22 protein-coding genes are annotated in these 25,325 nt (G+C 43.0%); 13 read left to right on the forward strand and 9 right to left on the reverse strand.

Annotated features, from left to right (window positions below):
• Window positions 1–47: 47 nt before the first annotated feature.
• Window positions 48–434, forward strand: coding sequence for a hypothetical protein (locus F6K49_RS23510; RefSeq protein WP_293069305.1), 387 nt, complete (start codon window positions 48–50; stop codon window positions 432–434).
• 152 nt (window positions 435–586) lie between these two features.
• Here F6K49_RS23510 and F6K49_RS23515 read toward each other — a convergent pair whose 3' ends face one another.
• The 7 genes from F6K49_RS23515 to F6K49_RS23545 all read right to left on the reverse strand — a co-directional run bounded on the left by F6K49_RS23515 (window position 587) and on the right by F6K49_RS23545 (window position 8,319).
• Complete coding sequence (locus tag F6K49_RS23515; RefSeq protein ID WP_293100581.1) at window positions 587–943, reverse strand: late competence development ComFB family protein; 357 nt, start codon at window positions 941–943, stop codon at window positions 587–589.
• A gap of 76 nt (window positions 944–1,019) precedes the next feature.
• A complete protein-coding gene (locus F6K49_RS23520) occupies window positions 1,020–1,442 on the reverse strand; it encodes a response regulator (protein WP_293020864.1) in 423 nt (140 codons plus the stop codon).
• Complete coding sequence (locus F6K49_RS23525) at window positions 1,432–2,049, reverse strand: hypothetical protein (RefSeq protein ID WP_293044008.1); 618 nt, start codon at window positions 2,047–2,049, stop codon at window positions 1,432–1,434. Before F6K49_RS23525 ends, F6K49_RS23520 begins: the two co-directional genes overlap by 11 nt.
• Before the next feature lie 368 nt (window positions 2,050–2,417).
• Window positions 2,418–2,798, reverse strand: coding sequence for a response regulator (locus tag F6K49_RS23530; RefSeq protein ID WP_293020861.1), 381 nt, complete (start codon window positions 2,796–2,798; stop codon window positions 2,418–2,420).
• Window positions 2,788–5,667: a PAS domain S-box protein gene (locus F6K49_RS23535; RefSeq protein ID WP_293020860.1), complete on the reverse strand. Its 2,880-nt coding sequence runs from the start codon at window positions 5,665–5,667 to the stop codon at window positions 2,788–2,790. The genes F6K49_RS23530 and F6K49_RS23535 overlap by 11 nt, the downstream gene beginning before the upstream one ends.
• A gap of 103 nt (window positions 5,668–5,770) precedes the next feature.
• A complete protein-coding gene (locus F6K49_RS23540) occupies window positions 5,771–7,753 on the reverse strand; it encodes a response regulator (protein WP_293100586.1) in 1,983 nt (660 codons plus the stop codon).
• A gap of 131 nt (window positions 7,754–7,884) precedes the next feature.
• Window positions 7,885–8,319 (reverse strand): peroxiredoxin, encoded by a 435-nt coding sequence (locus tag F6K49_RS23545; protein WP_293090973.1) that lies wholly within the window; start codon window positions 8,317–8,319, stop codon window positions 7,885–7,887.
• Between the two features lie 257 nt (window positions 8,320–8,576).
• Here F6K49_RS23545 and F6K49_RS23550 point away from each other — a divergent pair, with 257 nt between their 5' ends.
• The 3 genes from F6K49_RS23550 to F6K49_RS23560 all read left to right on the forward strand — a co-directional run bounded on the left by F6K49_RS23550 (window position 8,577) and on the right by F6K49_RS23560 (window position 10,931).
• A complete protein-coding gene (locus F6K49_RS23550) occupies window positions 8,577–8,993 on the forward strand; it encodes an Npun_F0494 family protein (RefSeq protein WP_293100590.1) in 417 nt (138 codons plus the stop codon).
• A gap of 73 nt (window positions 8,994–9,066) precedes the next feature.
• Entirely contained in the window at window positions 9,067–10,557 is a 1,491-nt protein-coding gene (gene cobQ, locus F6K49_RS23555) for a cobyric acid synthase CobQ (protein WP_075895506.1), read from the forward strand.
• A gap of 134 nt (window positions 10,558–10,691) precedes the next feature.
• Window positions 10,692–10,931 (forward strand): 2Fe-2S iron-sulfur cluster-binding protein, encoded by a 240-nt coding sequence (locus F6K49_RS23560; protein WP_070390571.1) that lies wholly within the window; start codon window positions 10,692–10,694, stop codon window positions 10,929–10,931.
• Between the two features lie 372 nt (window positions 10,932–11,303).
• Here the strand turns inward: F6K49_RS23560 and mnmA are convergent, their stop codons facing one another.
• Window positions 11,304–12,392 carry a tRNA 2-thiouridine(34) synthase MnmA gene (gene mnmA / locus F6K49_RS23565; RefSeq protein WP_293020877.1) on the reverse strand — a complete coding sequence of 363 codons (1,089 nt, stop codon included), beginning with the start codon at window positions 12,390–12,392 and terminating at the stop codon, window positions 11,304–11,306.
• A gap of 164 nt (window positions 12,393–12,556) precedes the next feature.
• On the opposite strand from mnmA, the gene F6K49_RS23570 reads away from it, so the two are divergent.
• The 3 genes from F6K49_RS23570 to queF all read left to right on the forward strand — a co-directional run bounded on the left by F6K49_RS23570 (window position 12,557) and on the right by queF (window position 13,862).
• Complete coding sequence (locus tag F6K49_RS23570) at window positions 12,557–12,922, forward strand: hypothetical protein (RefSeq protein ID WP_293020854.1); 366 nt, start codon at window positions 12,557–12,559, stop codon at window positions 12,920–12,922.
• A gap of 83 nt (window positions 12,923–13,005) precedes the next feature.
• Window positions 13,006–13,428, forward strand: coding sequence for a hypothetical protein (locus F6K49_RS23575; RefSeq protein WP_293069324.1), 423 nt, complete (start codon window positions 13,006–13,008; stop codon window positions 13,426–13,428).
• A 14-nt stretch (window positions 13,429–13,442) separates the two neighbouring features.
• On the forward strand, window positions 13,443–13,862 hold the full coding sequence (gene queF / locus F6K49_RS23580) for a preQ(1) synthase (RefSeq protein WP_075895514.1): 420 nt from the start codon (window positions 13,443–13,445) through the stop codon (window positions 13,860–13,862).
• A gap of 76 nt (window positions 13,863–13,938) precedes the next feature.
• On the opposite strand, the gene F6K49_RS23585 is transcribed toward queF, so the two are convergent.
• A complete protein-coding gene (locus F6K49_RS23585) occupies window positions 13,939–14,706 on the reverse strand; it encodes a WecB/TagA/CpsF family glycosyltransferase (protein ID WP_293020853.1) in 768 nt (255 codons plus the stop codon).
• A 1,261-nt stretch (window positions 14,707–15,967) separates the two neighbouring features.
• Between F6K49_RS23585 and F6K49_RS23590 the strand changes: the two genes are divergently transcribed.
• The 6 genes from F6K49_RS23590 to F6K49_RS23615 form a co-directional block, all read left to right on the forward strand.
• Window positions 15,968–17,635 (forward strand): alkaline phosphatase family protein, encoded by a 1,668-nt coding sequence (locus F6K49_RS23590; protein WP_293020852.1) that lies wholly within the window; start codon window positions 15,968–15,970, stop codon window positions 17,633–17,635.
• A 203-nt stretch (window positions 17,636–17,838) separates the two neighbouring features.
• A complete protein-coding gene (locus F6K49_RS23595; RefSeq protein ID WP_293020851.1) occupies window positions 17,839–18,900 on the forward strand; it encodes a polysaccharide biosynthesis/export family protein in 1,062 nt (353 codons plus the stop codon).
• A gap of 243 nt (window positions 18,901–19,143) precedes the next feature.
• Complete coding sequence (locus tag F6K49_RS23600; protein ID WP_293083185.1) at window positions 19,144–20,673, forward strand: hypothetical protein; 1,530 nt, start codon at window positions 19,144–19,146, stop codon at window positions 20,671–20,673.
• A 75-nt stretch (window positions 20,674–20,748) separates the two neighbouring features.
• Window positions 20,749–21,987: an O-antigen ligase domain-containing protein gene (locus F6K49_RS23605; protein ID WP_293083182.1), complete on the forward strand. Its 1,239-nt coding sequence runs from the start codon at window positions 20,749–20,751 to the stop codon at window positions 21,985–21,987.
• Window positions 21,988–22,053: 66 nt separating this feature from the next.
• Window positions 22,054–23,049, forward strand: coding sequence for a glycosyltransferase (locus F6K49_RS23610; protein WP_293083180.1), 996 nt, complete (start codon window positions 22,054–22,056; stop codon window positions 23,047–23,049).
• A gap of 76 nt (window positions 23,050–23,125) precedes the next feature.
• Window positions 23,126–25,325, forward strand: a 2,200-nt coding sequence (locus tag F6K49_RS23615; RefSeq protein WP_293100597.1) for an oligosaccharide flippase family protein, incomplete at its 3' end; no start/stop codon positions are given.

Below are 25,325 nucleotides of genomic sequence, written 5' to 3' on the forward strand. Positions count from 1 at the left end.
TCTATAGCAGAATACCAGTGAGATTTATCCATTGAGGGGGGATTTCTATGACAATCAGCAACCAATCTGTTTTTACTGTAGCTGTATTGAGTGTAGCCCTTGGCATTACTACAGCGTTACTGCACGGGTCCGCTACTGCCCAAAGTATAGGTACTATTCGAGCGGATGAAAATTTTAATAATCCTAACGAGCAAGACACGTTTGGGGGGTTTGGAGACAGTGGTTTCAACGCTTTTGATTTAATCCATAATGCCCAATTGGGTACAGTTGACATCAATCAGTTCAATCAGGGACAGTCTCAGAGACTAGACGATGCTGCTTCTGAGTTTCGGCGTTTACAATTGGAACGGTTGCGCAATCCCCAAATAGTCTCTCCAGAAAACCAATATCGAGAAAACCAGCCTGCTACGTCTGGAGTTAGCGAAAGTTACTGATAATCTTAGACATTTTGCATCAGGTTTGGATCACGATTGATATCAAGTTCAGTTAATCATTTGATTTACAGGTCATACCATAGATGTTATAGCAGTTCTCAATACCCAATTGAGAACTGCTATTTTATGATATAAACTGTCGGATATCAAGCTCAGAAATTAGAGGAGATAGACCTTGAGGTAAACGTTTGGGGCATCGGGTAATTATCCCAGCTGTAGTTTCCCATTAGATGAAATAAATGATAGATTCCTGTGTGAATCCAGTTTTCTAAATACAGCTTCTGCTCTGAGGATAACTGGTGTAATTCTTGGCTTTTTGATGATGCTTCACTATTGTCTATAACTTCGTAATGATTCGGAATTCTGCTAAGGACATAAGCAATTAAATCCTCGCGTATGTTAGACTGGTAAAACATGTATTGATAGGGAAACTCCGGATACGTTGCTAAGACGTTTTCAATTTCTTTAATCACTATCGATGTAGTTACGTGAACAAGGGTTTTACCCATAGTTTACACTCCTTTTGCCAACCGGTTATTGTCCACCGGTTTATTAATCAATATATAGCGTATTTTAAGCCCTGTTTTAAGTCAATGGAAGTATTCTTAACTGCTGATTAATTGCTGCTAATATTTCCTGACTCTCTACAGGTTTGGTTAGATAATCATTGGCTCCCAGTTCCTTAGCTCGAGCATAGCCATCCTCCTTGGAATCACTGGTTAGAAATATAAACGGTGTTTTCGCTGTATTTAACCTATCTCGTAATATCTGTAGAAGCTCATACCCATCAAGGGATGGTATATTAGTTTCAGAAATAATTAAATCAGGTCGGATAACTTTAGCTAAATTTAACCCGAGCCAACCATCTTCTGCAGTAAGGACATTAAAGCCTTCTAATTCCAGTAAATCTGAAAAATTTGAGCGCAACAGTTTATCATTTTCAATTAATAAAATTGTTTTGTTCATCGCTCCAGCCTCTATAAATTCATGATCAAGATTAATCCCCAACTTGCAGAATCTGTTCTAGCAAGAGGCGATCGCTAGTTGAGCTACCGAACCATAACTTATCTTTTGCCAGAGTACTGAGATATAACTGACCATTTGGTTCAACGCTAAAATCTTGACCCAACACTAACCCTTGCTCCTGAAGCTTCTTGATTGCGACAGTCATCGCTACTGCCACTAAGTCAAGTTCGGGCATCAAATAATCGGGATGACGCAATAGCCACTGACAAGCATCAAGGTTAATCTCTGGTAGTCGATAAACCGCTGCCAGTAAGACTTGCTCAATATAAGTGGGACTGGGTAAAACAGTCAGAAAGTCTTTAAGAGATTTGATAAATGTTGAGTCTTGACTCTGAAATACATCCACAGCTAATCCGATGTATGACTCATAGTCCTGGGCTTGGCTGGTACCCAGATCTCGTTCCTTGGTCAAGGGCAAACTCTTGATACCCAGGACAACTGGTGTGAAGGTTTGTCTCCTCTGGTGCTCTGGGTGGTGAGGATAAGCTAAATCGATCCTAGGACTGATCGTGGGACTCAGGGATAATTGCTCCAAAGGAGTGGCGTTGGAACAATTACTGGAACTGCTACCTTTGTTTGAAAAAATCATACCCATACCCCGAAGTTCAACCCAAGATCTATTTACCTTACCTAAAAATATAAATTAGGGCGCAAATGTGAAGAGATTGTGATTAGACTTCGCGGCAGTTGTCAGGGAATAGGGAATAGGGAATAGGGAATAGGTGTCAAAATTGACTTAGAAGCTATCCAAAATGATTGCTTAGTTATTTTTGCAAGAGGTCTATTGGGTAGGGTGCTAACTTATGGCTAATCGGTAAGATCTCAAAGGTGAGTGCTATGGAATCTTTTTACCTCACCCAATTTAGAACTGCGTTTGCCAGCAATTAATCTATCATGAAGTTCTTGATAATTGGCTGCCGGGTTGGGAGTTTCAATAAAACCTAGCACTGCGATAGCTCAATCGAGCCAATTAAGAATCCCTTGGATTTCCTCGACCAATTCCATAGGTTTAAACGGCTTGGTAATAACTCCAGTTACCCCCAAATCTAGAAACTGCTTTTGCTCGCTGCTCCTAGCTTTAGCTGTTAGCAAAATGGTTGGGATGTCCGCTGTCACTGCATTAGCTTGTAACTGTCGAAATGTAGCCGGTCCATCCAGCTCGGGCATCATGACATCTAGGAGAATAGCATCAGGCTGATCTGCCTCAGCCTTAGCTAATCCCTCTTTACCAGAAGCAGCTGTCAACACTTCCCACCCTGTTGCTGCTTCTAGAGAAAATTGGATGATTTCTCGAACCCCATCATCATCATCAATCACTAAAATGCGCTTAGTTGTCATCTTTCCCACCTTCTGCTGCTGCTGTTTGTTCTGGTAAGGTAAAATAAAAACTGCTGCCTTCACCAACAGTACTCTCAACCCAGATTTTGCCTCCGTGCTGCTCCACTATATTACGGCAAATCGCTAACCCTAAACCCGTCCCTCCCTTTTTACGGGCATCGGAGGCATCAACCTGTTGAAAACGCCCGAATATACTTTCAAGTTTGTCAGCCGGAATTCCCCTACCTTGGTCTTTAACGGTAAACAAGATCGTGGCACTGTTTGGGTCAGGGGGTGAGGTTTTTTCTGGTTCCTCTGGCTGTTGGAGTTCTACAGTTAACCATAGGCTAGAACCTCTGTCTGAAAATTTAATCCCATTGCTGAGTAAATTGGTTATGACTTGAATAATGCGATCGCTATCAGCCTCGAATTCAATTTCAGATTCAATGGCTTGGGGCGAGACTTCCAATTTAATCCCAGCTCGATTAGCCATCACCTGCACCTGATCAACAGCTTTAACCATCAACTCAGCTGCATTCACTGGCTGCTTCGACAAACGGATCTTACCAGATTCCAGACGTTCCAGCTCCAAAATATCGTTAACTAGTCGCACTAAACGCTCAGCACTATCAGCGGCAATGCCAATCACACGCTGTCCTCGTTCAGACTGAGGTTGAATTAGACCAGTTGATAACAGGTTCAAGGCACCATGAATTGACGTTAGGGGGGTACGGAGTTCGTGGCTGACCACGGACGTGAATTCATCTTTCATCCGTTCAATAGCGTAGCGCTCAGTAATATCTTCCCCAATACTCATGGTGCCAATTGCCTCTCCCTGGAGATTTTGGAGTAGGGTATTATTCCAAGCAATGATTTTTTCTTGCTTTGACTTGGTGAGAATCGAGTGCTGATAGTGAGGTTTAAAGTCTGGCTCTAGGATGTCCTGGAAGTATTGCTGTACTGACTGTTGCTGGTAATTGGGCAGGAAGTTTTCAAACCAGTCCTTGCCTAAAACTTCTGCTTCTGTGTACCTAGTCAATTCTAGGAAGAACGGATTGACATACTCCACTTTACCCTCTCGGTCTAGTCCCACCACCACCAGTCGCACATTTTCGAGAAGGCTGCGCCACCGTCGCTCTGATTCCTGTAAACTAGCAATTAACTGGGTACGTTCTTCTTCAAATCGTTTGCGTGAACTAATATCTCGCTGCAACACTAAGATATAGCTAATGTTTCCTTGGGTATCATGAACCACTGAGTAGGAGGAGTCTGTGGTAAGAACAGTCCCATTTTTGCAGACAAACTCAATTTCTTGACGATGGGTTCCCTGCTCCAGTAAAACTGGAAACTGTTGCTGGCAAATATTTTGGTATGTGGGGGTAAAGAACTCTTCTAAGCGATTACCGATCAATTCTGATTCAGCATAACCCGACTGCTGGATGACAGCCGGGTTCACTTGCTCAATCATGCCCTGAGTATCTAATATATGGATAAAATCTGGGGCAGATTCAAACAACGAGCGGAATCGTTGTTCGCTTTCGAGTAAAGCAGCTGTGCGCTGTTGAACCCTAATTTCTAATTCTCGATTGAGTTGTTGTAATTCTCGATTGAGTTGTTGCAGTTGAGCTTCTTGCTGTTTACGCTCCGTGATATCCGTAGTGATGCCGTGAAGATGTACAGAGGTGCCATTATCACGCCTAACCACACGAGCGCGATCGTTCAGCCAGCGAATTTCTCCATTACTGAGCTGAATTCTATATTCTAAATCCCACGATTGACGACGGTTTTCTTGAACAGCTCGCCATGCCTTATCAACAGGATCAAAATCTTCTGGCACAACAAACTGTCGCCATAAGTTGTCTTGATCGCTAAATAGCTCGAAAGTTGGGCGACCGTAAACTTGCTCGAAGGCTATATTAACATAGCGCAGTATCCCAGAAGGCAGTGATACTGACCACACCACGTCTTGAAGAGAACTCATAATTGCTCGGAGCCGCTCTTCGTTGGACTTCAGCGCCTTTTCATTTTCTTGAAATGCTTCTTCTGTCTGCTTGCGATCGCTAATATCCGTAATTGAGCCAACCACTCGCACTGGATCACCTGCTTCATTCCAAAGTGCTTGTGCCTGGTCAAGAATCCATTTGTAACTGTCGTTGTTGCACCGTAAGCGATACTCTTGAACATAATAGGAGGTTTTCTGGGCTAAGTGATCCTCCATGGCTTTGATCACCTGGTCTAAATCATCGGGATGGATGTGTGTCCGCCATTGATGGTTATAGTTTCCGATGTCGTAGCTTTCATCATACCCCAGCATTTCCTTACATCGGCTGGATACAAAGGTTTCATTGGTTTTGGGGTTCCAGTCCCAAATTCCCTGATTAGCTGCCTGTAGTGCCAATTGCCAGCGTTGCTCACGTTGCCGTAAGGATTGCTCTGCTAAAATACGCTCTTCAATTTGAGATTTTAGCTCCTGGTTGAGCTGCTCAAGTCCAGCCAGACTAGGTGAATTTTGGATTCGAGGTATAATAGAGTATAATTTTATGGCAGTGTAGACAGAAACTATAGCTGTAATTGCTTTAATAGAGCCTGATAGCCAGTAAGCTGGATCCCAAACGGTCCATAGTTCCATCAGGTGAGTGGTGCCACCGCAAATAATAAACGCCCCAAACAACATCAATAGTCCCTTGAAAGGCAGATTCTGCCGCTGCCTAATCAAGTAGACTAGCAGTATGACAATCAAATAGTAGGCTAGGGTAATGAGAGCATCACTGATCAGGTGCAGCCAGATCACGTTAGGCTGCCCAAGGTAGCAGTTACCTTGGGGAATAAACGTTTCGGCAAATAGGAGATAGTCAAAGAAATTGATCATAATCAGGTTGACAATTGACATGATTGCTGACAGTCAACCGTTAACCATCAACTGTGAATAAAATGTGATCAACTCTACTATGTCCGATATCCAAATTCTATGTCCACTAACTGACCATAGTTATTTATTTATCTGACAACATTTGATTCTTCTGTGCTATCATACTAAGTCTTAGTTGGCTGCGCTCAATGCGATTCAACACCCGAGCCAAAAGTTCTGGTTCCTTGATTGGTTTTTGTACGTAATCATCTGCCCCTGCCATAAACACTTGCTGCACAGTTTCAGCATCTTGAGCAGCTGAGAGAAACAGCACCGGTAACTCACCCCAGCGAGGGTCATTGCGTACCACCTGACACAGGTCAATACCGCTAAATTCCGGCATTTGCACATCCAAAATCAGTAAATCGGGAGTACACTGCTCTATGGTCTCCCAGAACTGTTGTGGATCGTTTAGTAAAGTCAATTGGAATCCCCAAGGTTCTAGCACAGTGCGTAGATGATCCAAGATTTGAGGGTCATCGTCAACAATCAATAGCTTTGCCTGTGGTGGACCAGATTGTTGCAACACTTTAGCGATCGCATCCATCACCTTTTGAGGTGCTACAGGCTTCTGAAGAAAACCCCGTCCCCCCAAACGAGCCACTTTGACTCGTTCAGCAAAACTCTCTTGAACCGTAAGTACTACCACAGGTACAGGGGGCTCAGTTGTTTTCAGTTCTGCTAACAGCTCTAAACCATTTCCCGCTGATTCAGGAAAACACAAGTCTAGGAGTACCACATCGGGGCGGTTACGAGCAATTGCTTTTCGGGCTTGAGATATATCACCGGCCACCTCAACCTGCATTTTCCCGGCTGCTACCTCTGAGGCTAACCCTTGCGCTAGTTTTACATCATCATCCACAATCAATAGTCGTGGGGAGTGGGGAATCGGGAATCGGGAGTTGGTAATCGGGAGTGGTTGACTTTGAGTAGGTTTTGGAAGGTTATCCTCGGTCTCTAGTTCTTGTCGTAGTTCTACCACTAGTTGAGACAGATGTGCTATTACCTCCTCACTAGCTTTTTTCCCAGATTGCAATATCTGCTCAATCTCACGGGATTTGAGAGAGCCTTGATCAAAACCAAAGCTACCGAGGGAACCGGCTAGGGTGTGTGCCTCCCCTAAAGCCTCCTGTCGCAACTTTCCGGTAAGATTACCATCTCGCCAATCCGTCACCGCCCGCTCCAATACATTGAGCCGCTTGATATACTTTGACTTCTGCTGCTCCCAAATGGCACTTAGTCCTGATTGCTTTGGTTCTTCGGATTGAGCCTTAGGGACTGGGGAAACGGAACTATCACTCTTGCTCTTTGATTGTTTCAGGTTAGATGGTGTCTTTTTAGCTACTTTTTTGCCTTTGTTTTTCTCAGTCTTTGTTTGACCTGAACCTTCCTCAGGCAGTTGTCTGAGCCGATACCCCAAGCCGTAGACGGTTTCAATTAAATCATTTTTGACTCCAGCTTCCTTGAGTTTCCGCCGTAAACTTTTGATATGAGCTCTAACGGCATTTTCTGTAGGGGGTTCTTCAAAAGACCAGAGATTATCTAGCAGGAAACTTTGGCTAAAGATGCGGTGGGGATTCCGTAAAAACAGCTCTAATAGACCATACTCCTTAGGTGTCAGATGTAATAGTTCCTGATCGTAGCTGACCTGGCAGTTACTGGGGTCAAGTTCGAGCAATCCCCACTCAAGCACAGGGAGTAGGGGGGTGCTGCTGCGGCGCAGCACTGCTCGAATTCGGGCTAATAATTCAGGTATGTCTAAGGGCTTGACTAAATAATCATCTGCTCCTGCGTCTAAAGCTTCGACTTTGTTAGTGCTGGTGTCTTGGGCAGTGAGGAGTATAATCGGAGTGCGATCGCGTGCGTTTCGCAGCTGCTTGCACAAATCAATCCCCGTGAGCTTGGGAAGCATCCAATCTAGTAAAATCAAGTCATACTTAAATATCTCTGCTAATTCTATGCCCTCATCCCCATCTGTAGCTAGATCAACCTGATAATGTTGACTAGCTAGCGCTGCCGTTACCACTTTGGCAATACCTTCATCGTCTTCTACTAGCAGGATTCTCACGAGGACCTAACAGCTCCAGCACCAAGGGGATGGGTTAGTTTCTAGATTATATAAATACAGATTAGATAAATAGTCATGACTTCGCCCAAATTCACAAAAATTTAGACGAAGTTTGATGCTTTTGACTTAGTTTAGCCCATGGCTGCCAATATATCTTGAGCGTGGGTAGCCGTTTTTACGGTCTCATCAACGTGAGTAATTTTGCCTTCGCCGTTGATAATGTAGGTTACCCGCTTGGAGTAACCCCCACCATCAACATCATAAGCCTTGCTAATTGCGCCATCCGTATCCGCTAGCAGGGTGAAAGGCAGACCATACTTTTCCTTAAATTGTTTGTGGGATGCCTCATCATCCATACTGACCCCAAGTACCACCATGTCTTTACCTTGATACTCAGTGTAGTTATCCCGAAAGCTTTGGGCTTCCTTGGTGCACCCTGGAGTATCGTCTTTGGGGTAAAAATAAAGCACTACAGTTTTACCCCCAAAGTCGGACAGTGAAACGGTATTGCCTTCGTCGTCTTTGACAGTAAATGCTGGTGCATCCATGCCAACTTGAAGAGCCATAACTTTTGTTTCCTATAGAAATATACTGAACTTATGTATAAAGTTTACAGTAATACGACTTACCTAGTAACTCGACTTTTAGGGTGCCTTCTCTTTAAGCATCATTATACATAAGCGCGTTTGTTGCCCAGTTTGGCCTAGGTCTTGAATAAATTCCAAAATTTCTAGAGTAAACCACCAGAGGTTGGCCTCTAATGTCAAAAAAACCTTAATATAGAAATAATCGGCGGTCAGTATAGTTCTAAGATTTAGTAACTGTGGCAAGAACTTCAATTCAGTCTCAAGGTAGCCAGGCTATTCAATATCCTGACCGAACTACTAAGCGTGCAGAGCAAGCAATGCGCTGTTTGCCATTCCAAATGCCTCTATTGGCAGCGATGCGTTCTAGCAGTGTTCCACTCTTATCTATAGTAGGTCTTGAAGGTGTGGAGAGAAACTACACAACGCGCCCTAGGTCGGAATTGGCAGTAGAAAACGATTTAATGTGGTTGATTCAAGTGGGTGTATTACGTCGAGAAGTAGACGGTCAGGGAATTACGGATAGTTTTCGACTGACACCTTTGGGTCGTCAGTTGTTAGAAAAGTGGGAACGGCTTGGAGAAACCTTACCTCCACCCTCACTATCAGATCGACTCGATCATACCTTGAATCGCTGGCTAAGATTGTCGGTTTAAATCAAGTTGGTGACAGGGTGATATCTCAATTTATTGATCATCTAGGCTAGTTCTGACGCCCTAACCCTGAATTATGAAAGCGATTATGGTGGTGGGTACTACATCCCACGCAGGAAAATCCTTGATAAGCACAGCTCTATGTCGCCTTCTTTCGCGACAAGGCTGGCGTGTCTGTCCCTTTAAGGGTCAGAACATGGCTCTAAATGCCTATGTGACACCTAATGGCGGAGAAATTGGACATGCCCAAGCAGTACAAGCTTGGGCTGCGGGTGTCATTCCCTGTGTGGAAATGAACCCAATTTTACTTAAACCCCAAGGTGACATGACCTCCCAGGTCATTCTTATGGGTAAAGCCGTAGGGAAGGTTAGTGCTGGGGAGTACTACGAAAAGTACTTTGATAAGGGTTGGCAGGTGATTGAAGAATCACTGCGACGTTTAACCAATGAGTTTGATTTAGTCGTGTGCGAGGGAGCTGGTAGCCCAGTAGAAATTAATATCAAGCACCGCGACTTGACCAATATGCGAGTGGCGCGGTACCTCAAAGCTCCCACCTTGCTGGTGGTAGATATTGACCGTGGAGGGTCTTTTGCTCAGGTAATCGGTACTCTCGAACTCCTCGAACCAGAGGAGAGAGCTTTGATTAAAGGTGTCGTGATTAATAAGTTTAGGGGTCAGCGATCGCTTTTGGACCCCGGGATAAAATGGTTAGAAGAACGCACTGGTATTCCTGTCGTTGGAGTTATTCCGTGGATTGATATACTGTTTCCCGCTGAAGATTCCCTTGACTTACTAGATCGCAACACCAGGAACAAGTCCAATAAGGAAGTCACTATCGTAGTAATTCGTTTACCTCGAATTTCTAACTTTACTGATTTTGACCCCCTCGAAGCTGAACCCAGCGTCTTTTTGAAATATCTGTCACCAAACGAAACCTTGGGATATCCAGATGCAGTGATTCTCCCAGGGACAAAAACTACCATTGCGGACATGATGGTACTCCAAAAAAGTGGCATGGCTGAGCAAATTCAAAACTACGCTGCCTCAGGTGGGACAATTTTGGGAATTTGTGGGGGATTCCAAATGCTAGGCAAAACCCTAGTTGATCCCGATGGATTAGAGGGTAAACAGGGACGTCATCCAGGATTAGGCTTGTTGCCCTTAAAAACCTTGATTACCAGTGGCAAAGTTGCCCGTCAGCGGATGGTGACCTCCAATTATCCCCAAGTTGGCTTACCCATTACCGGTTACGAAATTCATCAGGGGCGTTCGCGACTGCTTGAGGCGGAGATGGGAGATAATAAATCTGCTTATCGAGCGTTATTCGATGACCATGGTTTGGGCATTGTTGACGTGAATCAATCAATTTGGGGCAGCTATCTCCATGGCATGTTTGACAATAGTCCTTGGCGACGTTCCTGGTTGAATCAACTGCGCTCCAGACGAGGGCTACCTTCTCTCCCTACTGGGGTTGTCAACTATCGGGAACAACGAGAAGCGCTTTTGAATTCACTGGCTGATACTATCGAATCTCATCTTGATTTAACCCCGATTTTAAGGTCTTAGACTGTTAACTATCAGATTATTCTTGTCAAAAGTAAAAAGTAAAATTGAGAATGGAAAATGGTTAAGTAAAATTATTAATTAAAAATTAAACTAATTAACAATAAACATTTAATAAATTAAATGACTAATCAAACATGAGTGTGAGCGTTCGCTTTCTACCAGATGATGTAACAGTTGAGGCCGAAGTCGGAGAACCCATCCTTCTGGTGGCTGAACGTGCTGGTGTGTTCATTGCCACAGGTTGCCTGATGGGTTCTTGTCATGCCTGTGAGGTAGAGATAGAAAATGGACCGACTGTTTGTTCTTGTATCACTGCTGTACCTGCAGGTTATGAACAGCTGACGATTAATCTATACTCTGACACCAATTGGTAGTCTATAAATACCATGGCAATTGGCTTTGGTCAAGGTCACTATTAGAATTTAGAATTGAGAATTTAGAATTGAGAATTTAGAATTGAGAATTTAGAATTCTGCATTCTGCATTCTGCATTCACCATTCTGCATTCACCATTCTGCATTCACCATTCTGCATTCACCATTCTGCATTCTGACAGACAACCTTGGCCAAAAGGCCACGCAATCGCGTTCAACCTACCCTACACCGAAGGCCAAAGGCAAACAACCTTTAACCTTTAACTTTCAACCTTCAACCTTCAACTTTCAACTTTAAAGCTTCAACTTTAAAGCTTCAACCTTCAACCTCGAACCTTCAACCTTCAACCTTCAACCTCCAACCTCCAACCTTCAACCTTCAACCAATTTGCCATTAGCAATTTTCTCTGGTAACTGCTCAATAATGCCACCTCCAAGCACCAGCTCCCCGTCATACAGAACAGCAGCCTGTCCTGGGGTGATGCTGAATTGTGGTTCATCGAACACTAATTTGATCCGATTTCCTTCTAGAGGAATCACATTCACAGGTACAGCAGGTGAGCGATAGCGAACTTGCACAGAAGCTCGAATCGGAACAGTAGGTTCCTGAATCGATACCCAATTGACCCGATGAACCGTACATTCAGGTTGGGTGGCTTGGTGGCGTTCCCCTACAATTACCCGATTCCTGGCTGCATCCAGGGCAATCACATACAAGGGATTGGGAGCAGCTATACCTAGCCCTTTCCGTTGTCCAATGGTGTAGTGGTGAATTCCCTGATGTTGCCCTACCACATTTCCATCCAAGTCCACGATGTCACCTGTGGTTTGGGAAATATACTTGTCCAGGAACTTCTGCATGGAACCGTGGGATTCGATTAAACACAAGTCCTGACTTTCTGGTTTATCAGCAGTCTTGAGATTATACTCAGCAGCCAGGCGTCGCGTTTCTGTTTTCTTCAGTTCTCCCAAAGGAAATAGGGAAGCCGCCAGCAGGTCTTGAGTCAAGTCATACAGGAAGTATGACTGGTCTTTTGTCAAGTCTAGTGCTCGCCGCAATTGATAGCGATCGCATTCGGCATCATAAGTAATCCGGGCATAGTGACCTGTGGCTATTTTATCAATCCCCAATGTCTCATGGGCATAGGTCAGCATCGGACCAAACTTCACTGCCTTGTTGCACTGAGAACAAGGCAGTGGAGTAATCCCCGATTGGTAACCTGACACTAAGTAATCCACAATGTTTTCCTGAAAAACATCGCGACTGTCCACAATATGGTGGGGAATCCCTAATTGTTCACAGATAAACGCTGCATCGACCATTCCCTCAGAGCAGCATTGACCCTTCCCTTTCATTAACCAAAGGGTCAATCCGACAACTTCGTATCCTTTGTGATAGAGGGTGGCGGCAGCTACGGAACTGTCTACTCCGCCAGACAAGCCAACAACAACTTTATTCATGAACTCAACAGATTTCTACCTTAGGGAGGTATGGCATTGTATATTATTATTGTAATCCTGCTGACCCTTAAGTCCGTCTACCTTAAGTCGAGTGGGCAAAGTGGGATTTCACTCCTATCCTGGAATCATAGAGTATTAGGATAACTCTGGGAGTATCAGTGTTCATGGCTGGTTTTGGAAATTTGGTTCAAAAAGCGTTTTATCTAGGCGTCGGTATAGCTGCAGCAGCAGGGGAGAGAGCTGGGGGAACCTTGTCCGAAGTGCGAGGTCAAGCTCAGAAACTGGTAGATGAACTGGTAGAAAAAGGGGAGATGACTACCGAGGAAGCCCGTAAACTGGTTGAAGATTTAGTGCAACAGGGGCAACAGCAATCCTCTCAAGCTAACCCTAATGATCCTAAACCTGAGCCGCGCCGGATTGAGATTATTGCTGATGAAGAAGAATCAGCACCACCTGAAGAGCAGAATGTTGACAAACTACGCGAGCAGGTGCAAGCTATGCAAGAAGAATTACGTCGGCTCAAGCGCTAACTTATAGCACTTATCTAGCACTTATAATCAACTTGTCAACAACACTGGTTTAGCACATCATGGTGGTTGAGTAACTATTTACTATGGAAGATGATTGGTCTAAAAGTATTTTTGAAACCCTCGAATCAGTGGCTAATATGGTCGATGAGTTCTTCGAGGGTGTCAGTGAGGCGGTTGAGGAGTTTGCCAATGAAGTTGAGGAGTTTGCCAATGAGGTAGACAATGCCATTGGTGCGGAAATTGACCAGTGTTTGCAAGAGATTGTTGAACCGTTTGTTGAGATTTATTTTGACTTTGAGGTTATGGTCAGTGAAACAGACGAGGATTTTCCTGATTCCGTGACACCATCCTCACAGAAACATCCCGCTTGCATAGGTTGCCGTCATTATCACGGTCAAGCCTACGGTGGAAATTTATTAGTCTGCGCTATGCATCCCTATGGTTGGGACACAGAAGATTGTCCTGACTGGGAATCCCATCCTAGAAATTCCTCAAATCGTTTCTAATGCTAGCAAAACCAATGAGTAATTCCTTTACCCAGGAACAAGCATCACCAGAAGTAGACACACCCCAGATTAAATACGGTGAACAGGAGATTGCCCAAGCAAAACTTATTACCTTTCCCAATCCCCGTATCGGTCGTCCCTATCACATAAACATCACCTTACCGGAATTTACTTGCAAGTGCCCGTTTTCTGGTTATCCGGACTTTGCCACGATTTACATCACCTACGTTCCCAATCAACTGGTGGTAGAACTAAAGGCCCTTAAGTTGTATATCAATACATACCGCGATCGCTACATCTCCCATGAAGAGAGTATCAACCAAATTTTAGATGACTTCGTAGCCGCCTGTAACCCGGAAGATGTCACCATCAAGGGGGATTTTAACCCACGGGGTAATGTTCACACCGTTGTAGAAGTGCGACACCAAAAGTAATCGGTACAAAGGTCATAGGTAATCTTGAGGATCCAGTAAACAATTCCGATATAAACGGAAAATATAGCACTTGCGATCAATTCAGATTGACCCTAGGTGGTGGCAACATAGAACTCTTGAGTTTTTGTTTCAACACTAACCAAAGGAAGACCGGAGCATCAAACAGGTATCGCCGCCACAACCGTCGGGGTTCAGATAATAGCCTGTGTAACCATTCCAATCCTACCTCACTCATCCATACAGGCGACCTTGGTTTAGTGCCTGCTTCAAAATCAAGGGTGGCACCTACTGCCATGAAGATTTTAATGTTTGGTAATTGATCTTTGTACTTGTGTATCCACTTTTCTTGTTTAGGCGAACCAACTCCCACAGCTAGTACTGTAGCTCCAGAGTTGTTAACCATTTCTATGATTTCTTGGCATTCAGCTTCATTCTTCTCAAATCCGAATGATGGGGAGTGCGCAGCGATAACAATTTCTCTGCCAACTCTAGCATTGACATTTTCTTGAGCTTGTTTAGCGACTCCTTCTCGTCCACCTAAGAGAAATATTTTAATAGTTTCATTGTTTCTGTGATAATCATAAAAAGCTGGAAAAAAGTCAGATCCAGAAATTTTTTCCTGTATGGGTGACCCCAAGAACCTCGACGCATAATACACAACTTTACTATCACATAATCTATAATCGGCAATTCGATATGCCTTCATGAATTCAGGGTCTTTTTGTAGCTTTACTAAGTGATCGACATTGGGAGTAAAAATAACCCCGCTATCGAGCCGCTTTAAAAGCTCTGACTTTGATATATTATCAATCTCTAAGTTTAGGATTTTGACTATTTCTCTCATGTTTAACCTTTTTACGATGTCTCTCCTAGCTAAGGGATAAGCACTAAAAACAGCCAAGCTTTTCCCAACAATCTTCAGTCTTGGAGCCGAACTCAGTCAATTGGCCATTTACCGATCGGCTAACCAAGTTAGCTTGATACTGTTTCGAGCAAGATTTTATTTGGGAAAGAATAAAATTACATTATCACAGTTTTAGTAATTTGACTATAAATTTGACTATAGTAGCTCTGAAAAATTGGTAAATCCCCTTTTGTCTAGATAGCTGAACCTATAGATCTCCTCTAATTAAACAACAGTAATCCCTTGATGTAGATTACACCAGGGGTTGAAACTATCTCAGGAATTTGACAGAAATCTATTTTGGTATTAGCATTCAACTCTAGTTCACTGTGTTAATAAGCGATGAATTATCGATCAGGACAGTGTTAGATATTTCCCGAAATATTCAATCTCATTGTCACAGGGTGATCTAGATCGTATCGAGGTTAGAATTGGTGACTAATTATAACGTTATAGATTAGAGTCAACTGTGATTGAATCAATCAGGCTGTCTGGGAATGAATTCAATTTTCCATCCTCCTAGTCAACCCCGATATGCTTAGATGCCTAGAGCTTAAAAACCTCAAGTCAAATCCTCTCTATAATCCTTAGGAAGGATAGCCTTGTCTAGGCTTTATTTAGGCTTTATTTAGGCTTTATTTATTGGTTATGTATTAGGGATTTACTTTAATTAAAAGTACTTGTTTTTACGGTGGCACCAGTCCTCCTTTATGGGTTGTTGATGGTTAGTTAATGGTTAATTATACCATTAATATCATAGCCGATGGGCGAGTCCAGGCTAGTATTTTCTCTGAGCTTAATAAAATCTTTAAATAGTATTCATTGAGTCTACATAAATCAGCTAACAATGGTAATTTTTACTGCTCACGAGTCGTTGTCTTTATCAGGTAGTCTTGATCAGGTTTATGCTTTATTTTAAGAAGATTTTTTAGCAGGGAGGAGCTCGCCAGCCGAGTCTGAGAATTAGTCGAGCTAACAAATGCCTCAACTCTTTGCTACTTATAGAATGAGACTAAATAGTGTGATCGATAGCAGTAGTCTTTACAGAAACTTTATAAAAGTCTACTCTAAGATTCATCGATCCTTCAACCTTCATCTATGTGAAGCCGACTATCGTTATTTGTAAGGTTAGATGCTGAGCTAAACTAGGCAAACTAATTAACCTACCAGAAAACTATCCACACATCTACCAACCACAACAATGAGAAACCCAGTAATTGCCATTGGCTTGGATGCTGCCGACCCTGCCTTGATAGAGCAATGGATATCTCAAGGGCATCTGAAAAATCTGCGTCGCTTACGAGAACAGGGATCTTACGGACGTCTAAAGACATACGAATACTACCGGGCTGAGACTCCGTGGACAACATTCCTCACTGGTTGTACTCCTGAGCAAACAGGGTACTGGGCACCTCTGAAAATTAAGGAAGGCACTTACGAAGTAGAAGACATTCAAGCCTACGACTTTGCTGAGTATCAACCCTTCTATGCCTTGGGAGATGACTATCGGGTGGCAGTCTTTGATATACCTCAAGCTCCCCTGTCCAATCAGGTCAATGGGTTGCAAGTCCTTGCTTGGGGAGCTCACTCTCCTCAGACTCCCAGTCATTCCATACCCAAATCCTTGCTACAGGATTTGATTGATAAGCATGGTGAGCATCCTGTCTTACGCAAAGACCATGCCAGTATTATGGATGTGGAAGCACTCAAGGGTCTTCAGGCACAACTGGAGATTGGTATCGCCCGCCGGGGTGCCATTTGTCAAGACTTGTTGCAGCAGATGCCGTGGGATTTCTTCTTAACAATCTTTGGTGAAACCCATACTGCAGGGCATTACTTCTGGCACCTGAGTCAGCAGGATCATCCTCTCTACCCATCTGTAGGTGCTAAATGCCCTGGAGATCCCGTGTTAGAAATTTTTGAAGCTATTGACGAAGCCATTGGTGGAATTTTGAGCAAAGCCCCGGATAATGCCCAGGTCGTAGTATTTGCTGCCCATGGTATGGGGTCTAACGTCATGGATCTACCGAGTATGTTGTTCCTGCCAGAATTTCTCTATCGCTGGAGTTTCCCAGGTAAATATGGCATTGGTCGTGGCAACTATGGTCAACCCCCAGAACCCCTAGTCAATGATGCCAGGGCGAAAAAGGGTTGGATGGGGAAAGTGTGGAGCCTCAAGCATGAATCGAATCCACTCAAAGGTTTTTTAAGACGTCAACTCCCTACCAAACTTTTCAATCCTATCGCACCCTTGTTTGGTTCCACTCCTGGACCAGATCTCATTTCTCCGTTCAAGATGCAGGCAGAATCCGATCCATTCTTTTTCCAGAGTCCATCGTGGTACCAACCCTGCTGGCCTCAGATGAAAGCATTCGCGCTGCCTAGTTATTCGGAAGGATATATCAGGATTAATCTCCAGGGAAGGGAACCTCACGGTATTGTCCCCCCTGATCAGTACGATGCTGTATGTGAGGAATTGACTCAAAAACTTTACCAGCTTAAAGATGCTCGCACTGGGGAACCAATGGTGAAGGAAATTATCCGCACCCGCCAATCGGCAACTGAAACTGGTCCGAAATTACCTGATGGTGACTTAGTCGTGATCTGGCAAGAAAAATATGCCACTGACGTAGTAGATAGTCCCGATATTGGACGCATTGGTCCAGTTCCCTTTAATCGTACTGGTTCTCACCGCTCTGATGGCTTTTTGGTGATTCAAGGACAAGATATTGAGCCAGGTTCTAGTTTACCAGCTGGTCATTCTCTAGATTTAGCCCCCACTATTCTGAATTTGATGGGAGCGCCGATTCCTGACTATTTTCAAGGTAAGCCCCTCTCGGCAATTAAAGAAACTGTTGTGGCTGGTTAACTGAAAATTAACTAGTGACTAATTTTAATTAGTCGCAAAGGGAATTGAGTGTTTTCTGTTCAGTGTTTTTTGTTGAATGTTGTTGAGTGTTGATCGTAAGTCAACACTCAAACACTCACCGAAACCCCCCTATACTAAGTGTTATCACGTGTTATCACTAAGTAATAGCACTAAGTAATAGTTGTGAACCCAGAGATTCTTCAATGTCCATTCTCAAGTTTTGGATAGCAGGGTTAATTACTACCGTAGCAGCAATAGGTGTATCCGTTCCCAGTTGGGCTCTACCACTGTCTCCTGGCGATCGCCTTAGACTCTTTGTGGCTGGCGAAGAAGAAATCCCGGAAGCTGAACGCTTCAGTGCCACCTATGAAGTTAATCTGGATGGTTACATAAAATTCCCCTACCTAGACCCGATACTGGCAGCGGGTCGAGAAGTATCAGAAATCGAGCAAGACCTAGTCAAGGCTTTGCTGGAAGGGGGCTTTTTTCATGCTGATTTCCTCAAAGTCAGCATTCAACTCTTTGAGTGGGCTCCAATTCAGGTAACTGTGGGAGGAGCTGTTTTTGAACCTGGTCGGGTTTTGATTAATGATACGGATTCTAAAGGTCGAGACTTACCGGCATCGATTGCTACTGTCTCAGGAGACTATCCTCCAGAACGCTACCTAACCTTTGCCATTTTAACGGCTGGCGGCATCAAACCAAATGCCAACATTGAACAGGTGCGCTTGGTTCGGGGTGAGCAGGAACAGGTAATTGATTTATCTGGTGTGTTCACCGGATCACCAGTGGAGGATATTCCCTTGATTGCTGGAGACCAAATCATTGTTCCGACTCGGGAGTTGCCTCAATATTATCTAGCCAGACCTTCCCAGCTGACTCCCTCAACTATTCCTGTGTTTATCTCCAATCTCACTAATCCCAATAATGGACGTGACCTTAGAATCCAGGAAGTTGAATATGGCTCCCGTCTATCTCAAGCTGTAATTGCTGCTAGTTGTGTTGGAGGCACAGAAAGCACAAATGCAGATCGCCGTGCTCTGTTACTGCAAACTGACCGTACTACTGGGGAAACCCTGGCAATAGAACGTTCTGTAGAGGACTTGGTGAAGAAGCCTAATGATGACCAAGTTAATCCAGTGCTGATGCCAAGAGATAGTGTCGCTTGCTATGATTCAACGGTCACTAATGTCAAAAGTGTTTTTGACTTTATTGGGGATATCTTCAATCCCATTCGGATTATTAAAGACATATTTATACCATAATTCATATTTAGGATAGCTCAAATGTTATAATTAATGCATCTATCACAAGTTATAAGCTCACGAGATCTGACTCTTCATCAGGGGTGTATTGGCTACGGGTTTAAGCCATTGCTTGATAGTGGGGTAAAACTCTCTGCCAAGTCTTTCATAATAGAACAAAATATCAAAAATCATAACTTAAGACTACAACTTAAGACTACAACTTAAGACTACAAATGTGGATTTGCCAGGTGAGATGCTCCAATGACTACTAATTATAAGACCATAGCCCCATATCCCTATGAAAAATCAAATCTCATGCCTCTACGTTGGCTATTTTACTTGTGTTTGGGGATATCCGTTAATGCCGGAATTTGGGGCTTAACATTTTTTTATTTGAAATCAGCTCAGCCAACTTATACCAGTACATGGGCAGTATCACTTCCTGTCTCAGGCTCATCCACCAGAATTAATATCCCAGAATTAGGGGGAGCGAGTTCAGATGTTAGGTCACCATTTGGCGATCGCTCCCATGACCCGAGGGAAAAGATGAAATTCATTGCGGAAAGTAAGCCGGTGCTTAAGGATGCTGCCAGTATACTGAACATGTCCTCTCAAGAGCTGGGCAAGCCTAGGGTCAAAATAGTAGACAATTCAACTATGATGGCCTTTGAAATCAAAGGAGACTCTGCTGAGGAAGCCCAACAGAAAGGTTTTGCTATGCACCAGGCTTTCCAGGAGAGACTTGAACAACTTAGGCAAGAAGAAGTAGTAGAAAATCAGCTACCAATTCAAGCTGATTTGGAGGCAGCTAAGAAAAATTTAGCAGATATTCAGAGACGTCTGTCTGAACACAAAGCTAGAACTGGATTGAACTCGAAAGAACAAGTTAACCAGCTATCATCCACTATAGAAGCCTTACGACAACAACAAATCGATTTGTTAGCCCAAGGGCGAGAAGCAAAAGCCAATCTCAGCAACCTCTCAGCTAATCTAAAGTTGTCATCTGGGCAAGCTGCTGATGCTTTTGTACTTAAGGCTGACCAGATATTTCAGCAAACCCTAAGGGAATACAGTCAGGCTACGGCAGCCCTGACGGTTTTGAGTTCCAAATACGGTTCCAAGCATCCATCTGTAGTAGACGAAAAGAGCAAGCAAGAAAGTGCTAAAGCAGCTTTGCTAGAGCGTAGTCAATCTCTGTTAGGTCGCCCCATGTCTTTGGCAATTATCGACCAGCTCAGTGTTAACTCTGGGCCTGAAACTGGTTCTTCCAGGGAAAATTTGCTGCGCCAAATTGTTGAGGTGGAAGCACGGCAAGAGGGTGTGGAAGCTAGAGCCTGGGTATTAAGCAACCAGATTGCTGAGCTGGAAGCCAAACTCAGACAAATGAGCCAGGATGCCTTGAGGATGGAGATCCTAGAACGCAATATGCGCATTGCGGAAACTATCTATGCTTCAACCTTAACTCAATCAGCGATTGGTCGATTCAACCAATCCCTTTCCTATCCCCAAGTTCAGCTGCTAGCTGAACCAAGCTTACCCCCAGACGCGATAGCACCGAAAAAGTCATCGGCTTTACTTGGTGCAGCAGCTGGTTCCTTGTTAATTAGTGCAGGACTATTTTTACTCTGGTTACGTCCCCATTTGCAAGGTAAATCACAGCCCTCAATGTACGGCAAAGTAGAATCGTTTAACTCTGATGTTCCACCCTTACGTTCTCAACCATTAAATAATAGCTTTACAACATCTAATAGCTTAACATCGCCAATAGGAAACCAAAGAAAAGATTTTTGATGCAACTAATCCATTTTTTATCAAGCTAGACATCAGAGAATGGCACCAGTAACCTAAGCCATTAGGCAGGCTTTAATGAAACCCCAAAACTTTGAAGAAAAAGTAGTTTTCTATTATATAATTTCAACATACTTATTATTTTTTTTAGGCGCACAGTTTGTTTTTGCCCCAGCCCTAGCTTGGCTGCTAACCTTTTATCTAATTAAGAAGCTTTGGCAGCAAACATCAGATACTCCACCGGAAGAAAGGATTCGGATTCCCATTGGAGTCTGGGTCTGGATTGTTTGCATATCAGTCATTGGCCTAGCCTTAATTATGGGTCATTTAGATTGGGGTTTCTCAACTGTTAAAACTATAAAATCCTTTATTAACTCCTTTTTAAGAACTTGGGCACTTCTGGCCTTATTTCCTTTAATTGGTTGCCTCAACATCCGACCACAAATAATCTATAGAGCAATTTCTATCCTTTCCCTACAAACTCTGATATTGGTACCACTTACCTATGGGTTAAGTCTGACTGGGTTAGAGATGCCCTTGTATACTAGCACCCTAATGGCAAAAATTGGCGGTAACAGTGAGCGTTACTACGCCGTAAGTCCTTACGTGATAAAAAGTGGTGAAACACGCCTTTTCTTATTTGCGCCTTGGGCTCCAGCATTGGCATTTGCCTGTAACGTACACTTTTTCCTTAGTAGTAGAGACCCGGACATAAAGTGGCGTTTTATTGGTATGATTGGTTGTGCTGCTGCAATTGTAGGTTCACTGTCCCGGATGGGGATAATCTGCTTAGTGGGTATACCAATACTGGTAACATTTTTGGGAAATCTAACCGAACCCGCCATGCAAATTACGGCAGGAATAGGGAGTTTTATTGGTGGTCTATTTGGTCCCCAACTGCTGATGATAGCTAGAAACTTGAAAGACTCTTTTTCCAGTCAAAGATCTGCTTCGTCGCGGGTTAGATCGGCCTTAGCCAGGCTTTCTCACCGTAAGTGGGAAGAAGATGCACCGATTTGGGGTCATGCCATTATAGTGGGGAAAGGCCCTGATGTTGTCGCTAAAATGCCTATTGGAAGCCACCACACTTGGTATGGTGTTTTATATACTCATGGAATCGTCGGGTTTATGGGAATCTTAATTCCTATAGTCTATACTTTTATAGAGCTTTTAATTAAAGCTCAAAGGAGTAAACTTGCCACAACAGCACTAACAATACTATTAATTTGTATCCTGTTCTCGTTTGGGGAAAATATAGAAACATTAGCTTACCTATACTGGCCTGGTTTGGTTGTAGTAGGAATGGCACTAAAATAAAAATGCTCAAAGGGTTTGTCTAGACCTCTTGTGGTAAATTACCATAGTATAATTTTATACATCAAAATGATAATCGCTATGCCCACCATATCTGTAATAGTTCCAGTTTATAACGGAGAAAAAACTATATTAGAAACGATCCAATCGATTCAAGCACAAACGTTTTCAGATTTTGAATTAATTATTATTAATGACGGCTCCACTGATGCCACATTAGATGTAATCAGTACAGTCAACGATCCTCGATTACAAGTGTTTTCCTATGAAAATGGTGGATTACCAGTGGCTCGTAATCGTGGCATTAGTCGCTCTAGGGGCGAGTTTATTACGTTTATAGATGCTGATGATTTATGGAAACCTGATAAATTGGAGCTACAGTTAGCAGCACTGCAAAAAAATCCTGAAGCTGGAGTGGCTTACAGTTGGACTGCCTTTATAGATGATAATAGCAAATTTTTGTTTGCTTGGCAACCACTTTATTGGGAGGGGAATGTTTATCCCCAATTACTAATTCGTAACTTCATATCCAGTGGTTCCAATATCATGGTAAAGCGGAAGTATATTGAAGCCGCTGGAGAATTTGACCCATGCCTAAAATCAGTTGAAGATTGGGATTATTACCTCAGGCTAGCAGCTTTATGTCCTTTTGTACTGGTTCCTAAATACCAAATTCTCTACCGTCGCTCTTCCCAGTCAATGACCTCTAAAGTGGATGTGATGGAGAAGGCGAACCTAATTGTAATTGAAAGAGCCTTCAAGGCAGCTCCACCAGAACTTAAGTCTCTTAAAAATAAGAGTTTAGCAAATGCCTATCGTTATCTTGGTAAGCAGTGTATAGCTAATGCTTTTGATGATGAAGGAGTAAAGCTAGCTAGTCAAAAACTCAGCTATTCCATAAAGCTTTATCCCAAATTTTTGCTAAGCAAGGAAACTATCCGTATAATTTTAAAACTATTAATTCTTAAACTTATGCCTAAAAAAATAGCTGGACATTTAATCGAAATCATCGGCAAAAAAATGCCGCTGGTATCTGTTGATAATCAAATTATTTCAGAGCACTAACTACCACTAAAATTTTACAGATATCAGTTTCGACAGATATCAATCATCACAAGGATGGCAGCATGGGAGATCCACTGTGAACATTGTCAAAACAATTGGGAGTACCATCAAGAATAAACTAGGTAACAGTAGCACTTTTACTCGCAATCTTGGTTGGATGGGAGTGGCCCAGGCATTTATTCGGGTTTCCCGCTTAGGTGCAACGTTTATTTTGCCACGCTTCTTAACTCCCCATGACTTTGGATTAGCTGCACTGGTTCTGACGACCTATGAATATTCACAAACAGTAACGCGGATCGGTGTTCATTCTAGGATTATACAGGCGGAAGCCGATGAGCTAGAAGACATTTGTAATAGTGCTTATTGGTTAAATTGGGTACTTTTTGGAAGTCTATTCGTTTGCCAGTGTATTGCTGCTTTTCCAGTTGCGTGGTTTTATAAGGATAACCAACTTATTTTACCCATTTGTCTATTAGCATTTAACTTTTTGATTGCTCCTTTAGGGGCAGTACAGTCAGCACTAATTCAAAGGGATAATCGAATTCAGATAACGGCTACTGCTCGCGCTATAAGATATGCCACCGCCAATATTTTAACCGCTGTCTTTGCTGTTCTTCATATGGGAATGTGGGCGATAATACTTCCCATACTAATAGCTAGCCCTATAGAATTTATTACATATCTTTTCAAACATCCCTGGCGGAAAACTGGATCTTTCACAACCAAATACTGGGGTAAAATTTTTAGCTTTGGAATCAATTTCCTGGGGATTGAACTTTTAAAGACTCTCAGGGAAACTCTCGACTATCTTATCATTGGTCGCTTTATAGGAATTGACCTATTAGGTGTTTACTACTTTGCTTATAATGCTGGCTTGGGAATTAGCTTAACTATAGTCCAATCGATTACTACTGCTTTATACCCTGCCCTATGTGAAGTACGGACAAACTTATCGAAATTTAAGCAAACATACTTTAACAGTCTGAAGACGATTGGAAAAGTGATTGTTGGTTTTGTTGCTTTACAATCAATTCTAGTTCCGTTGTATATCCCCATTATGGTTGGGGAAAAAATTAATACGGAAGGCTGGAGTATGGTGGTTCCGATCGTGATTTTAGTTTGCTTATCAGCAATTCCTAGACCCTTTGATATTGCTGGGTTTCAGCTTTTAGCAGCCATTGATAAACCGCAGATTGGCTTGCTCTGGAATGTCTTATTTACCATGATATTTTCCTGTAGTCTACTGATAGCAGTGAAATGGGGAATCATCACTGTCGCTGTATCGGTTTTACTCGTTCATGCCCTTTTAATTCCCTTATTTGTGGTTTGGTCTGCTAGGTATGTCTTTGGTAAACCTGAAACCTCTCCTGTCACCTTAGAGCATACTTTACTCCAATCTCATACTATACTCCAATCTCACGATGAGACTGATACTGATCAGTTTTATGTCAGCCAATGGACTTTATCCTTAGCCAGTAGTGGGACATTCCCTAACACTCAGGTTTCTGAATTTCGTGATGCTGACAGTAATAACAGTAATAACAGTAATAGCAGTGCAGGCTTAAGCGATCCCATTGATGATCCCAGAAAACACCTGAAGTTGATAGCTGAAAGTGTGACGGTTTTAGAAGAAGCGGCAAAGCAGCTCAATATATCTGTAGATAGCTTAGATAAGCCTTCGATTCAACTAATCGATAACTCTACAATGATGGTTTTTGAAATCTCAGGAGTCACCCCTGAGGAAGCGCAACGGAGAGCCTTCGCTATTAATCAGGCGTTTAACACAAGACTGGAACAACTCAGAAAGCAAGAAATTGCTCAACAAGAAAAAACTATCCCAGTGTATATAAAATCAGCCGAAAACGATCTAGAAAAAGCACAGCAACGCCTAGCTGAAAAAACGGCTAACATAGGATTACCCTTAAACCAGCTCTTAGAGACAATAGAAGCACTACGGCGCAAAAAGATTGAATTACGGCGCAAAAAGATTGAATTGCTGGCTGAACTAGTTAGCACTCAGTCTGATCATAGTCATTCTACCAATCCTCAGATGATGAATCCTTTTCACCATCAGCCTCAAGCTAGCTTATTCCAAGATTATCCGCCCTTAGAAATGGATGATATTAAACCACAACTACAAGGTAGTGAAGACAAGGCCAGGGATCTAGAGTTTCAGATTTCTCAGCTTGAAGTAAAACTTAGCAAAATGTCCCAAGATGCCTTGAATCTGGAAATTCTAGAGCGAGATTTACGCATTGCGCAAACCCTCTATTCCT

This window comes from Moorena sp. SIO3I6 (assembly GCF_010672095.1).

Excerpts from the sequence above, each read along its gene's own strand:
- F6K49_RS23510 (WP_293069305.1), top strand. The coding sequence starts at position 48 with ATGACAATCAGCAACCAATCTGTTTTTACTGTAGCTGTATTGAGTGTA.
- F6K49_RS23515 (WP_293100581.1), bottom strand. The coding sequence starts at position 943 with ATGGGTAAAACCCTTGTTCACGTAACTACATCGATAGTGATTAAAGAA.
- F6K49_RS23525 (WP_293044008.1), bottom strand. The coding sequence starts at position 2,049 with ATGATTTTTTCAAACAAAGGTAGCAGTTCCAGTAATTGTTCCAACGCC.
- F6K49_RS23530 (WP_293020861.1), bottom strand. The coding sequence starts at position 2,798 with ATGACAACTAAGCGCATTTTAGTGATTGATGATGATGATGGGGTTCGA.
- F6K49_RS23535 (WP_293020860.1), bottom strand. The coding sequence starts at position 5,667 with ATGTCAATTGTCAACCTGATTATGATCAATTTCTTTGACTATCTCCTA.
- F6K49_RS23545 (WP_293090973.1), bottom strand. The coding sequence starts at position 8,319 with ATGGCTCTTCAAGTTGGCATGGATGCACCAGCATTTACTGTCAAAGAC.
- cobQ (WP_075895506.1), top strand. The coding sequence starts at position 9,067 with ATGAAAGCGATTATGGTGGTGGGTACTACATCCCACGCAGGAAAATCC.
- F6K49_RS23560 (WP_070390571.1), top strand. The coding sequence starts at position 10,692 with ATGAGTGTGAGCGTTCGCTTTCTACCAGATGATGTAACAGTTGAGGCC.
- mnmA (WP_293020877.1), bottom strand. The coding sequence starts at position 12,392 with ATGAATAAAGTTGTTGTTGGCTTGTCTGGCGGAGTAGACAGTTCCGTA.
- F6K49_RS23570 (WP_293020854.1), top strand. The coding sequence starts at position 12,557 with ATGGCTGGTTTTGGAAATTTGGTTCAAAAAGCGTTTTATCTAGGCGTC.
- F6K49_RS23575 (WP_293069324.1), top strand. The coding sequence starts at position 13,006 with ATGGAAGATGATTGGTCTAAAAGTATTTTTGAAACCCTCGAATCAGTG.
- queF (WP_075895514.1), top strand. The coding sequence starts at position 13,443 with ATGAGTAATTCCTTTACCCAGGAACAAGCATCACCAGAAGTAGACACA.
- F6K49_RS23585 (WP_293020853.1), bottom strand. The coding sequence starts at position 14,706 with ATGAGAGAAATAGTCAAAATCCTAAACTTAGAGATTGATAATATATCA.
- F6K49_RS23590 (WP_293020852.1), top strand. The coding sequence starts at position 15,968 with ATGAGAAACCCAGTAATTGCCATTGGCTTGGATGCTGCCGACCCTGCC.
- F6K49_RS23595 (WP_293020851.1), top strand. The coding sequence starts at position 17,839 with ATGTCCATTCTCAAGTTTTGGATAGCAGGGTTAATTACTACCGTAGCA.
- F6K49_RS23600 (WP_293083185.1), top strand. The coding sequence starts at position 19,144 with ATGACTACTAATTATAAGACCATAGCCCCATATCCCTATGAAAAATCA.
- F6K49_RS23605 (WP_293083182.1), top strand. The coding sequence starts at position 20,749 with ATGAAACCCCAAAACTTTGAAGAAAAAGTAGTTTTCTATTATATAATT.
- F6K49_RS23610 (WP_293083180.1), top strand. The coding sequence starts at position 22,054 with ATGATAATCGCTATGCCCACCATATCTGTAATAGTTCCAGTTTATAAC.